At 62.0% G+C, this 11,109-nt stretch carries 12 protein-coding genes; 1 reads left to right on the forward strand and 11 read right to left on the reverse strand.

What is annotated here, in order from left to right; genetic code table 11:
• Window positions 1-54 precede the first annotated feature (54 nt).
• The 9 genes from AWB76_RS05480 to AWB76_RS43300 all read right to left on the reverse strand — a co-directional run bounded on the left by AWB76_RS05480 (window position 55) and on the right by AWB76_RS43300 (window position 7,671).
• Window positions 55-426 carry a GFA family protein gene (locus AWB76_RS05480; RefSeq protein ID WP_061159117.1) on the reverse strand — a complete coding sequence of 124 codons (372 nt, stop codon included), beginning with the start codon at window positions 424-426 and terminating at the stop codon, window positions 55-57.
• Between the two features lie 29 nt (window positions 427-455).
• Entirely contained in the window at window positions 456-848 is a 393-nt protein-coding gene (locus AWB76_RS05485) for a tautomerase family protein (protein ID WP_061159118.1), read from the reverse strand.
• A gap of 103 nt (window positions 849-951) precedes the next feature.
• Window positions 952-2,118 carry an ABC transporter permease gene (locus tag AWB76_RS05490; protein WP_061159119.1) on the reverse strand — a complete coding sequence of 389 codons (1,167 nt, stop codon included), beginning with the start codon at window positions 2,116-2,118 and terminating at the stop codon, window positions 952-954.
• A gap of 9 nt (window positions 2,119-2,127) precedes the next feature.
• The gene (locus AWB76_RS05495; RefSeq protein ID WP_061159120.1) at window positions 2,128-3,282 is read right to left on the reverse strand and encodes an ABC transporter permease; all 1,155 of its coding nucleotides are present in this window, start codon (window positions 3,280-3,282) and stop codon (window positions 2,128-2,130) included.
• A gap of 6 nt (window positions 3,283-3,288) precedes the next feature.
• Window positions 3,289-3,981, reverse strand: coding sequence for an ABC transporter ATP-binding protein (locus AWB76_RS05500; RefSeq protein WP_061159121.1), 693 nt, complete (start codon window positions 3,979-3,981; stop codon window positions 3,289-3,291).
• Between the two features lies 1 nt (window position 3,982).
• Window positions 3,983-5,137 carry an efflux RND transporter periplasmic adaptor subunit gene (locus AWB76_RS05505; RefSeq protein WP_244173232.1) on the reverse strand — a complete coding sequence of 385 codons (1,155 nt, stop codon included), beginning with the start codon at window positions 5,135-5,137 and terminating at the stop codon, window positions 3,983-3,985.
• 239 nt (window positions 5,138-5,376) lie between these two features.
• Window positions 5,377-6,903: a tetratricopeptide repeat protein gene (locus tag AWB76_RS05510; protein ID WP_061159123.1), complete on the reverse strand. Its 1,527-nt coding sequence runs from the start codon at window positions 6,901-6,903 to the stop codon at window positions 5,377-5,379.
• A 188-nt stretch (window positions 6,904-7,091) separates the two neighbouring features.
• Entirely contained in the window at window positions 7,092-7,301 is a 210-nt protein-coding gene (locus AWB76_RS05515) for an FCD domain-containing protein (protein ID WP_061159124.1), read from the reverse strand.
• Window positions 7,222-7,671, reverse strand: coding sequence for a hypothetical protein (locus tag AWB76_RS43300; RefSeq protein WP_510183481.1), 450 nt, complete (start codon window positions 7,669-7,671; stop codon window positions 7,222-7,224). Before AWB76_RS43300 ends, AWB76_RS05515 begins: the two co-directional genes overlap by 80 nt.
• Here AWB76_RS43300 and AWB76_RS05520 point away from each other — a divergent pair.
• A complete protein-coding gene (locus AWB76_RS05520) occupies window positions 7,670-8,341 on the forward strand; it encodes a hypothetical protein (RefSeq protein WP_244173233.1) in 672 nt (223 codons plus the stop codon). The two genes, AWB76_RS43300 and AWB76_RS05520, sit on opposite strands and share 2 nt — an antisense overlap.
• A gap of 12 nt (window positions 8,342-8,353) precedes the next feature.
• On the opposite strand, the gene AWB76_RS05525 is transcribed toward AWB76_RS05520, so the two are convergent.
• Both AWB76_RS05525 and AWB76_RS05530 read right to left on the reverse strand, forming a co-directional pair.
• On the reverse strand, window positions 8,354-9,835 hold the full coding sequence (locus AWB76_RS05525; protein WP_061159126.1) for a M81 family metallopeptidase: 1,482 nt from the start codon (window positions 9,833-9,835) through the stop codon (window positions 8,354-8,356).
• A complete protein-coding gene (locus tag AWB76_RS05530) occupies window positions 9,832-11,091 on the reverse strand; it encodes a Zn-dependent hydrolase (RefSeq protein ID WP_061159127.1) in 1,260 nt (419 codons plus the stop codon). Before AWB76_RS05530 ends, AWB76_RS05525 begins: the two co-directional genes overlap by 4 nt.
• Between the last annotated feature and the right edge of the window lie 18 nt (window positions 11,092-11,109).

Raw genomic sequence — 11,109 nt, forward strand, 5'->3', positions numbered from 1 at the left:
GCCGGGTCGCAGCACGCGGCGTTCCCGGTGCCTTTCACTCGTGTGACGGAGTCTTTATGCGGGCTTCACGACCGGACTGCTTGCGCCGTCTTTGACGGGCGCATCGAGCGAATAAGCGTCGACATCATCGATGCAGCCGAGGTTGACGCGCCACTCATCCGGATTCGAGCGCGTCTGATGGAACGTGTAAATTCCACAGCGCTTGCAAAAGAAGTGCTTTGCGACCTGCGTGTTGAATTGATAAAGCGTGAGTTCATCCTCGCCCGACAGGATGCGCAACTTCTCCTTGACGAACGGTGCCGACATCACCGCGCCGCGCCGCCGGCAGAAGCTGCAATTGCAGCGAACGGCCGGCTCCGGCGGCGTGTCGACTTCAAAGGTGACTGCGCCGCAGTGGCACGCGCCTTTCAGGGTCGTCGGGTTCATCGGCGGTTCGTCTCCTTGGCGGTGTTGGTTCAGGCCGCGTCCTCCACATACTGCGCGAGTCCGCGTCCGAAGGACCAGTCTTCGCGGCGATTCGGCGCGAGCGCGATCATCACGTCATCGGGCCGCAGTCCGGGCGATGCCGCGAGCTTGGCCACCAATGTCTTATAGAACGCTTTCTTCGTCGCCGTGTCGCGCCAGTCGCTCGCGGTGATGTGGATGAACACGACGTCGTCGCTTCGTTCCATGCCGAGATAACCGGCATCGTAAATGAAGTGATCGCGCTCGTGTTCTTCGATCAACTGGAAGCGATCGTCGGCGGGCACCTTGAAGGCTTCGACAAGCGCTTCATGCACGCCGTTGGAAATCGCGCGGATATGGTCGCGCGGCTTGCCTTTCAAAAGTGAAATCCTGACGAGCGGCATGATGATGCTCCTTCGCAATCGAGTTCGGATGAACCTGACTCTACGCCGCACTATGCATTCTGAATATTGAATACTTTCGCATCGACCGTTCGATGAAACCGGATCATCGCGCGCGCAATGCGTCGACGATATTCATGCGTGAGGCGCGCATCGCGGGCAGGAATCCGCCGACCAGTCCCATGACGAGCGAGAAGCCGAGCGTCTTCGCGACGACCGAAGGCGTCAGGATGAAGCGGAACGACAGATCCGCGAAGGTCTGAAAATTGGTCGTCGAGAACGAAGCGAATTGCATCAGCGCCGCGCAGCCCAGCCCGGCCACGCCGCCGACCAGCCCGAGCAACAACGCTTCGAGCAGGAACGCGCCGAGCACGTCGAAGCGCTTGAAACCGAGCGCGCGCAAGGTTCCGATCTCCGCGACGCGATTCGCCACCGATGCGTACATCGTGATCATCGCGCCGATCATTGCCGCGATCGAGAAGATGATCGACAGCGTGAAGCCGAGGATATTGATGAAGCTCGACAGCGCCTTCGACTGATCGCCGTAGAACACCTGTTCGCGCTTCGCTTCGTCGGCGAGGCGCGGGTCCACGTCGATATCCGCGCGGAAGCGCTCGAACGCATCGCTGCGCGCGAGTCGCACGACCATCGACGAAAAGCTCGTGCGCCGGAACGATTGCATCAGCTGATCGACATCGCCCCAGATTTCCGAATCGAAGCCGCTGCCGCCTGCATCGAAATGGCCGACGACGGTCCAGTCGCGCTGCGCGAAACGCAGATGATCGCCGATGCGCGTGCCGCCGAATCCCTTCGCGATGCTGCTGCCCACGATGATTTCCGACGATCCGCGCCTGAACATGCGCCCCGCCGTGAGTTTCACTTGCGGCCGCAATTGCACGCCCATCGGCGACACGCCGCGAATCACGACGTTGGCGGGCGTGTTGGTGCCGAGCTTGGTGAGCGAGATCAGCACGACGGTTTCTTTCGACGCGAGCGGCTCGCCATCGCCGTTCATCGCAACCGATGGATGCATCTCCATCACGTTCGCCTGATTGCGGTCGATCGCGCTTTGTATCTCCGTTTCCGCGCCTTTGCGAATCACGACGACGTTGTCCGGTTCGCCCGTCGACACGAGCGTCTTCCTGAGGCCCGCATCGAGCATCAGCACGGTCGCGAACACGAACACGACGAGCGCGAGACCGCCCGCGGTCAGCATCGTCGTGAGGCGGCGTGCCCAGAGATTGCGTGCGACGTACGAAACGGGAATGGCCATCGCGCGTCCTCAGCCGATCGCCCGCAGGCCTTCGACGATGCGCACGCGGCTCGCCTGCACCGCCGGCACGATCGCCGCTGCCATCGCGACGGCGAAGGCGCATGCGGCCTGCAGGAGCATCGTCTCGCGCGACACCATGAACACCGGGAAGACGCCGCCCGTCGCGTGCTTGAAGACCTCGGCCATCGGCGGTGTCGCCAGAATGCCGATGCCGCCGCCGATTGCGCAGATCGCCATCGATTCACCGAACACGAGCATCGACAAGAACGCTGGACCGAAGCCGAGCGCCTTCAACGTCGCGTATTCGGTGATGCGCTCGCGCGCGCTCATCGCCATCGCGTTTGCCATCACAGCCATAATGATCAGGATGACTACATAAGATACGACCCGTATCGCCGCGATAATCTGATTGGACATCGCGACGAAGCCGAGCTGAAACGCCTGCTCGGTTTCCGTCAGCGTTTCGGCGAGCGAGTTCTTGAACACGTTGTCGATGTTGCGCGAAACGGCCGCGGCTTCGTCCGGATTCTTGATGCCGACCACATACACGCCGACCTGATCGACGTTGCGCTTGGTCTTCTTGCGGATCGTCTCGTTGAGATAGTCGTAGTGAAAAATCAGTTGCCGCGTGATCGTCGATTCGTCGCGGCCTTCCATGATGCCGCGCACGACGAAGTCCCACGTGCCCGGATAGATCGTGCCCTTGAGCGGAATCACGTCGCCGACCTTGAAGCCGTATTGATCCGCGAGCTGCCGGCCGATCAGCGCGCCTTTGCGGTCACGCTGATAATCCGCGCGCTGCTGATCCGAAACAATGAACTCGGGATAAAGATCCAGATAATTGTCCGACACGGCGAACTGCGCGAAGAAGTTCTTCGGATCGCGATAAACGCCGCCGAACCAGTTCGAGCGCGCGACGAGCGTCACGCCGTCGACGCCGCGTATGCGGTTCTCGTAGGCAAGCGGCAACGGAAACACGAGCGAGATCGCATTGCGCGTGACAAGACGCGCATTCGATGCCGCCGCCGCGCCCGCGTACCACGCATCGACGACGGTATGCAGCAGACCATAAGCCAGCACGGCAATGGTCAGTCCGAGCACCGTCAGCGTGGTGCGCAGCTTGTGCCGCAGCGCGTTGCGCAGGATCAGCTTGAGCACGAACATGATGGCTCAGGGTGTGGTTCCATCGATCAGCTCGCCTTTCTCCAGATGCACGAGCACCTTTGCCGCGCCGGCCGCGTGCGCGTCGTGCGTCACCATGATGATCGTCTTGCCGAGCTTGTCGTTGAGACGTTGCAGCATCGCGAGGACATCGGCGGCGGAGTTGCGGTCGAGATCGCCGGTCGGCTCGTCGGCGACGATCAGCTTCGGGTCCGTGATCAGCGCCCGCGCAATCGCGACGCGCTGCTGCTGCCCGCCCGACAGCTCCGACGGATAGTGGCTCATGCGGTCGGCCATGTTGACCATGTCGAGCACCATCGCGACGCGTTCCTTGCGCTCGTGGCGCGTGAGGCGCGTGAGCATCAGCGGCAGTTCGACATTTTCGAACGCGGACAGCACCGGCATCAGGTTATAGAACTGGAAGATGAAGCCGACGTTCGCCGCGCGCCAGTCTGCAAGCGCAGCCTCGGGCAGTCGCGTGATATCGAGCCCGCCGACGCGCAGCTCGCCGCTGTCGGGCCGGTCGATGCCCGCAATCAGATTGAGCAAGGTGCTCTTGCCCGAACCCGAAGGCCCCATCAACGCGACGAAATTTCCTTCCGCGATAGAGAGCGTGATGTCGGTCAACACCGGCACGATCTGCACGCCGCGCCGGTAAGACTTAGCGACGTGGCTGATCTGGACTAGAGTCGTCGTATTCACGCTATTTCTTCGCCAGCGTGACTTTGGCGCCGTCCTTGAGCTTGTCGCCGGGAGCGAGCACGAGCACGTCGCCGGGCTTCACGCCTTGCACGGCCATCAGATCGCCGATGCGCTCGCCCGTCGTCACAGGCACTTCGCGCGCAGTGTCGTGTTCGACCACGTAGACGACCTTCTTGCCGTCGCGCGTGACGACCGTCGATGGCTGCACCGCGACCACAGCCTTCTTCTCCTGCGGCGGCACCGGCTTCGACAGGAACGCGACTTTCGCGGACATGTCGGGCAACACGCGCGCATCGCGATCGACGAAGCGTACTTTCACGAGCACGGTGGCTTTCGAGCGATCGACCGTCGGCACGATGCGCGACACGCGGCCCGCGAAACGCACGTCAGGCAGCGCATCGAGCTGAATCTCGCACGGCTGTTCGACGGTGATGCGCGCGATGTTCGACTCCGCCACGTCTGCTTCGACTTCGAGCGTTTTCATATCGGCAATCGTGACGACCGCGCCCTTGCTGTCCGACGCCGACGAGAACGGCGTGATGTTGTCGCCGACGTTCGCGTGCTTTTCGAGCACGACGCCGTCGAAGGGCGCGCGGATCACCGTCTGATCGACGGCCACTTGCGCGGCCTGCGCGTTCGCTTGCGCGGAGACGATCGCGGCTTCGTCGCTGTTGATCGACGCCCTGGCCTTGTCGAAGCGGGCGAGCGCCGCGTCGTACTGCGTCGCCGGAATCGCGCCTTGCGGGGCGAGAATCTTGTAGCGTTTGAGATCGACCTCGGCGTTTTTCAGCTCGGCGCGCTGCAGCTCCAGATTGGCCCGCGCCACCTTGACCTGAGCTTGCGCCTGCGCCAGCGACGCGGCCACATCGTTACTCTCCAGCCGCGCGATGATCTGGCCTTCCTTGACCGGCGTGCCTTCGAGCACGCCGAGCCATTCGACACGCCCTTGCCCTTTCGATGCAACCGCCGCTTTGCGCTGCGGCACGACATAGCCGGTGGCGTTCAGAAGGGTATAACTCTGCGACGGATAAACGGACGTGACAGTGGCCGTTTCCACCGCTTGCGGTCCGGTGAGACGAAACGCCACGCCGATGAGCGCGAGCAGAATCGCAACGACGATGACATAACGAAGCCAGTTACGCCGGCGCCGCGGCATGGCGGCAGACGGTCCCCGGTCGATTTTGAGTTTTTCTAGATCGTGTTCGGCCAATTTTTGGACTTGCGCCGCAGGATGGGCCCGCGGATCGGGATGCGGTGAAGGAATGGCCAGTATAGCGCTCCCGATTGTTGCGCTTACGAAGCCTTTACTTAACTGCCGGCAGCCGACTTTCGCCGCGCGCGTATACGCGACTCCTGTTCGAGGCGCGAGTCACCTGGCCCGCAAGGCCATATCGATTACGGACGCCGCCAGGCGCCGCGTTCCAGCTCGGCGAGCACGCTCTCGAGCACGGCATCCCAGTCGCCGGACTCGTCCTGATTGAAGATGCGCATGTCCGGATACCAGTGCGTGTCTTCCCGATGACGCATCCAGCGCCAGCACCCTTCATGCCGGTTGAGCAGCCACACGGGCTTGCCCAGCGCACCGGCAAGGTGGGCCACCGACGTGTCCACACAGATCACGAGATCCAGCGAGGCGACGAGCGCTGCGGTATCGGCGAAATCATCGATCTCGCTCATCCAGTCGACGATGCGCGCGCGCTGTCGGCTCTGCAGGCACTTCGCGTCGTTCACCGGCTTCTGCAGACTGATCCAGCACGCGTGCGGCCACGCAATCAGCTTGTCGATTTTTTCGGTCGGCATGCTGCGTTGCGCATCGATCTCCGGAATCACACTGCTGCCGGCCCATACCAGACCGATCCTCGGCCACGCCGCGTCGCTCAGCCGGGCAAGACGCTCCGACCATCGATGCGCCGCGTGCGCATCCGCCTGAAGGTAGGGAATCGACGCAGGAATGGTGTCCATATCGGTGCCGAAAGCCAACGGCAGGGACAGGAGCGAAACGTACTTGTCCCATTGCGTCAGATGAACTTCGTCAGCCTCAAGATAAACGAAGTTCTGTAGCGTTCCGAACGACTGAGTCAGCAGCCGGCGAAGCGACTTCGGCCCCATGAAAGCGATCTGAGAGAAACGCTCCGCTGCCATCGGAATATAGCGACAAAAATGCAGCGTATCGCCGAGACCTTGTTCATGCAGAATCAGCAGTCGATCCCGATCCGCTCGCACGGCTTCGCCTTTCCATTGAGGAATCGACAAATTCGGGCCGCCTTCCATCGACTTTCCTTCGCTCGTGCGCCCGAGAAGCCACCTGTGTTCGAAATACGGCCACGCTTCCTTGTATCGGCCTAACGTGAGTAACGCGAAACCAAGGTTTGCATGCGCTTTCAAGTTGCCAGGCTGGATTTGCAAGGCCCGGTCGAGATGCTCGATCGCCGCGTCGAACTCGCCGAGCGACGCCAGCACCGCACCCAGATTGTTGAGCGCCTGGTCATGAGCAGGATCGAGTTCGAGCAATTCCCGATAGGCCGCGGCCGCTCGCTCCGGTTGGGCGTCCATTTGCAGCGCGCGACCGTAGTTATACAGCAGCACGATTTTGTCGACGCCCGGCTGCCATTGCGCCGCGCTCTCGAGTGCGGCCCGGGCGCTCTCTGAGGCGCGACCATAAGCACCCGCTCGCGTCTGTATCACACTCAGCGTATTGAGGAACGCCGGATTCGGCGAGCGTCTCGCTGCTTGCGCGACCCAGCGTTCTGCATCCGGCACGTCGTCGAGAGCAAGTGCGATCGCACCGCGCAAATGAAGAATCTCTGCGTTTTCCGGATCGATGCTCAGACATCGCTCGCACCAATGCAAGGCTGCCTGTCCCTGACCTGCCGCGTAGGATTTCACCGCCGATTCATACAGCGATTGCAAGTCTTCCTGCATGACGCCGAATACTCCGATTGTTCCAAAAAATCGCAATCTCGTGCTTTGCTTTCGCATCGCCACGATGCACAGCGTATTTTATGCAACCGCCCTTTATCTTCCAGTGCCCGATTTTGAAAAAATGGGTAGCGACCCGGCAACGGCATACGCGTCGAAATGCAAACAGAGCGATGCGTGCGGCTCGCTTCTTAAGAATCCAGCGCGACGCGCTCCGGCTCATCCGGTTCGAACCAGTCGGGATTGCGTTCCGAGATCGGACGCAGCGGCACCAGAATCTCACGCAGATGCGCGCGCATCGCGTTCTCGGCGCCATCGGGATCATGCGCCTTCAGCGCGCTCACGATGCGCGCATGCTGCCTTGATGAGCAGATCGAGCGGCGATACGTCCGGCAGGCCATGAACGATGTTTTCCCTGCATCGCTGGCACGCCATCCGGGTCTTCGCGAAGCGCTCGTGCGCGCCGCAACTCACCTGCAGAATGGCGCGCTCGCGGCAATCGATGAATATGCGCAGTTGGATTGAATTCATTATCACGCATGCAAAATGCCCGATCCGCGCACTTCGATTTAAGATAGCCACTTCTATCGTGACCGGCTCGATGCGCCAGGAGTAGCAGGTGGATTTATTGAAACGTGGACGTAGCACCGCTTTCTTCGTCGCCTGCGCATTGATATCCGGTTCGTGGTCCGCTCTTGCGGCCGCGCCGCATAGCGGCCATGCGGCGAGCGCTTCTGAGATTGCGAGCGGCGCAACGACGCAAGGCATCATGTCCGTCGATGCACTCGCGCCGAACTTCGCCGGCGACGATCCCGAGCAGGTCCGCGACGCGCTCGCTGGCCGTCCCGCTCCGGGACAGTCAGCATCGATTACGAGCCGCGTACGGGCGTTTCTTTCGCGTCCCTTCAACAGGACGCAGCAGGCCGCGAGTCAACCGGGCGCGCAAGTCGATCGCACGTTCACTTTCGTCATTCCGGTTTCATACGGCGTGCGCTATCTGTCGAAGAAGAAGGTGCTCACCGTGAACGTCTCGTTAGCCGCGCCCGAAACGCCCGGCGCGATTCTTCTCAAGGAGACGGTGAAGGGACAAAGCGGCCGCAAGCTCGTCGTCGCGGCGGAAGCCAAGGAAAAAGGATTCGTTCAGACCGTCGATATCATTCAGTTGAAACCGGAAAACGGAATCAGGACGACCGTCAGCGGCCGCACCTTGCTTCCGAATTTCGATCGCGAGCACGGCAGCGACGACTTCGCGATCGTTCTTATCTGCACACTCGCCCCGCCCTATCTGACCGACGACGTCGAGCACAGCGCCCCCACCGACGAAGAACCCACCGACATCACGCGCAGAACCTCGACGTTGAATGGCCGTGTCGATGCTGCGTGGCTCATCGATCGTAAAGAAGGCACGATCATCACGAAGCATCTGCGCTTCGTGAAGTAGCGTGCGCGCTCGTCAGTACTCGACTTCCGAATCCAGCGGATATACGGGCCGCTTCACATTCTCGAACTTGAAGAGCGCGTAGTCGGAACTCGTGACGCCGCGGCTATCGCATTCGACGAGCCCGCCCGAAATCGGCACGAACACGGGCCGGCAATACATGCGCGACTTGAGAATCAAGAACCGCGCGTCGCGAGGATCGATGCCGACGCTCTCGAACACGCCCAAATCCCACGGTTCGTGCGTGCGTTCCGTCACAAGGATGTGAGCTGCCGGTGTTTCGATCACGGCCGCCCGGCCCATATAAGCGCGTTGCCCCGTATAGGTCGGGCCACTGATAATGTATTCGCCATCGGTCAGCGCGCGCACGATGCCCGTCACCTCGAATGGCGGCTTTCCTCGCGAGGCCACGCTTGCAAGCTTGTTGCCCACGCCGATCGTCACCGTTGCACCTTCACCCGCTGCAAACAGGCTCGCTACCGCCTCGGGATCACACAAAGGTCCGACGACGATGCCATCGAGACCTTGCTTCAACGCTTCTTCGAAGGCATCGGTCGTGTCGCATGTGCCACCCGACATGCAGTTATCGCCATGATCGAGCAACAGCACGGGCTTATCGGTTTCGCGCGCACGCGCTGCGGCTTCGCTGATCGACTGGGCGAGCGGCGCGCTGCGATACACGAACGCGTCGCGCTCGTCCCAGATCTGCCGCGCGATCCGATCCGCCACGTCTTGCGCCTGCGCCCGGTTGCCATCGGCCACCACGACGACGCTGATGCAAGGCGCCGCGATATCCGCAAGCGAGAAACCCGACAATACCGACACCGCCAGCACGCCATCTTCACCTTCGGCGGCGCGCGCGGCATCGACGGCGCGTTTCATGGCGCCTTCTGCCGTCGAGCTCTTCAGCGTATGCGTAAGCAGAGGCGGCCGCGCCCACGCGATCACAGGCTTCGCTTTCTCATGAATGAGATCGAGCAGCAGCCGCGCCGCATGCTCCCCGCTCTCATACATATCCACGTGCGGATACGTCTTGAAACTCGTGATCACGTCCGCGTTGTCGATCATCTTCTGCGTGACGTTCGCATGCAAATCGAGCGTTACGGCGATCGGCGCGTGTGGCAGCGCGCGTCGCACACGTTCGAGCAGATCGCCTTCGCCATCTGGGGAATTCTCCGCGACCATCGCGCCGTGCAGATCCAGCATCACGGCATCGCAGCCCTCGGCGGCATCGACGATCGATTGGCAGATCGCGTCATAAGCCCCGGCGGCAACACGCCCGCTCGGATTCGCCGACGCCGATATCGGCGTCACGATCTGCGCGTGTTCACGCTTCGCGGCGTCGATGAACGCGGACATCGCCGTGCGCATGCCGGCATTCTCGCGATACGCGTCATGGCCATAACATGGACCATTGCGCCCGAACGCTTCGAGCGGCGTCGCGACCGGCGAGAACGTATTGGTCTCGTGATTCATCCGCGCGATGAGGATCTTCATGCTGCTTCTCCTTCGGATGCGTTCGCTGCACGCAGCATCGCCTGCAGAAGAACATTGCAGCCGGCTTCAAGATGATCGGCGCGCGCGTCCTCTATTTCGTTGTGACTGATACCGTCCTTGCACGGCACGAAGATCATCGCGGCCGGCGCTACGCGCGCGAGATAAACGGCGTCATGGCCCGCTCCACTCACGACATCCATCGATGTCAAGCCAAGCGCATCCGCACTTTCGCGCACGGCAGTAACCAGCGACGCTTCAAACGGTTGCGGCGCAAAGTAGACAACTTCGTCTACCTTGACCGGCAAGCTCGCTTGCGCACACGTTTCGCGTAACGCGCGGTCCATGATGAGGAGCGTGGCATCGTCGGCGGCGCGCAGATCGACGGTCAGCTTCACACGTCCGGGAATCACGTTGCGCGAGTTCGGATGCACGTCGACCCAGCCAACCGTGCCGCGTCCATGCGGCGCGTGTTCCAGCGCGATGCGGTTGACCGCCCGAATCAGATCGGCCGCGACGAGCAAGGCATCGCGGCGCAGCTCCATCGGCGTGGGGCCCGCATGCGCTTCCATGCCTTCGATCGTCACGTCATACCAGCGCTGACCCAGCGCGGCCTGCACGACGCCGATCACCTTGTCGTTCGCCTCCAGCACCGGCCCCTGTTCGATATGCGCTTCGAAATAGGCGCCGACGTCATGCGCCGCGACGCGCTCGCCGGCATAGCCGATAGACGCAAGCGCATCGCGCACGGACACGCCTTCACGGTCTTTCTGCTCGAGCGCATGGTCGAGCGTGAACGCGCCCGCAAATACGCCCGAGCCCATCATCACCGGCACGAACCGCGAGCCTTCCTCGTTGGTCCATACCGCGACTTCGAGCGGCGCCGCCGTGCGCACGTGGTTATCGTTCAGCGTGCGCAATACTTCGAGACCGGCCAGCACGCCATAGTTGCCGTCGAACTTGCCGCCGGTTGGCTGTGTATCGATGTGACTGCCCGTCATGACGGGCGGCAGATGGCCACGCGTGCCCGCACGGCGCGCGAAGATATTGCCGATCGCATCCACACGCACCGTGCAGCCGATATCCTTTGCCCATGCGATGAAAAGATCGCGGCCCTGCTTGTCGAGTTCCGTGAGCGCGAGACGGCACACACCGCCCTTCTCCGTCGCACCGATGCGCGCGAGGTCCATCAGACTGTTCCAGAGACGCGCACCGTCGATGCGCAAGCCGGCCTGCGCCGGCATATCGTGAACTTGCATTCGAGCTTCCTGAGCTGA

The sequence above is a fragment of the Caballeronia temeraria genome (assembly GCF_001544795.2).
GTDB classification, from domain to species: domain Bacteria; phylum Pseudomonadota; class Gammaproteobacteria; order Burkholderiales; family Burkholderiaceae; genus Caballeronia; species Caballeronia temeraria.

What these genes read in the sequence shown, in the direction of transcription:
- AWB76_RS05480 (WP_061159117.1), bottom strand. Translation starts at nt 426, where the DNA reads ATGAACCCGACGACCCTGAAAGGCGCGTGCCACTGCGGCGCAGTCACC.
- AWB76_RS05485 (WP_061159118.1), bottom strand. Translation starts at nt 848, where the DNA reads ATGCCGCTCGTCAGGATTTCACTTTTGAAAGGCAAGCCGCGCGACCAT.
- AWB76_RS05490 (WP_061159119.1), bottom strand. Translation starts at nt 2,118, where the DNA reads ATGGCCATTCCCGTTTCGTACGTCGCACGCAATCTCTGGGCACGCCGC.
- AWB76_RS05495 (WP_061159120.1), bottom strand. Translation starts at nt 3,282, where the DNA reads ATGTTCGTGCTCAAGCTGATCCTGCGCAACGCGCTGCGGCACAAGCTG.
- AWB76_RS05505 (WP_244173232.1), bottom strand. Translation starts at nt 5,137, where the DNA reads ATGCCGCGGCGCCGGCGTAACTGGCTTCGTTATGTCATCGTCGTTGCG.
- AWB76_RS05510 (WP_061159123.1), bottom strand. Translation starts at nt 6,903, where the DNA reads ATGCAGGAAGACTTGCAATCGCTGTATGAATCGGCGGTGAAATCCTAC.
- AWB76_RS05515 (WP_061159124.1), bottom strand. Translation starts at nt 7,301, where the DNA reads ATGGCCTGCCGGACGTATCGCCGCTCGATCTGCTCATCAAGGCAGCAT.
- AWB76_RS05520 (WP_244173233.1), top strand. Translation starts at nt 7,670, where the DNA reads ATGTCCGTCGATGCACTCGCGCCGAACTTCGCCGGCGACGATCCCGAG.
- AWB76_RS43300 (WP_510183481.1), bottom strand. Translation starts at nt 7,671, where the DNA reads ATGATGCCTTGCGTCGTTGCGCCGCTCGCAATCTCAGAAGCGCTCGCC.
- AWB76_RS05525 (WP_061159126.1), bottom strand. Translation starts at nt 9,835, where the DNA reads ATGAAGATCCTCATCGCGCGGATGAATCACGAGACCAATACGTTCTCG.
- AWB76_RS05530 (WP_061159127.1), bottom strand. Translation starts at nt 11,091, where the DNA reads ATGCAAGTTCACGATATGCCGGCGCAGGCCGGCTTGCGCATCGACGGT.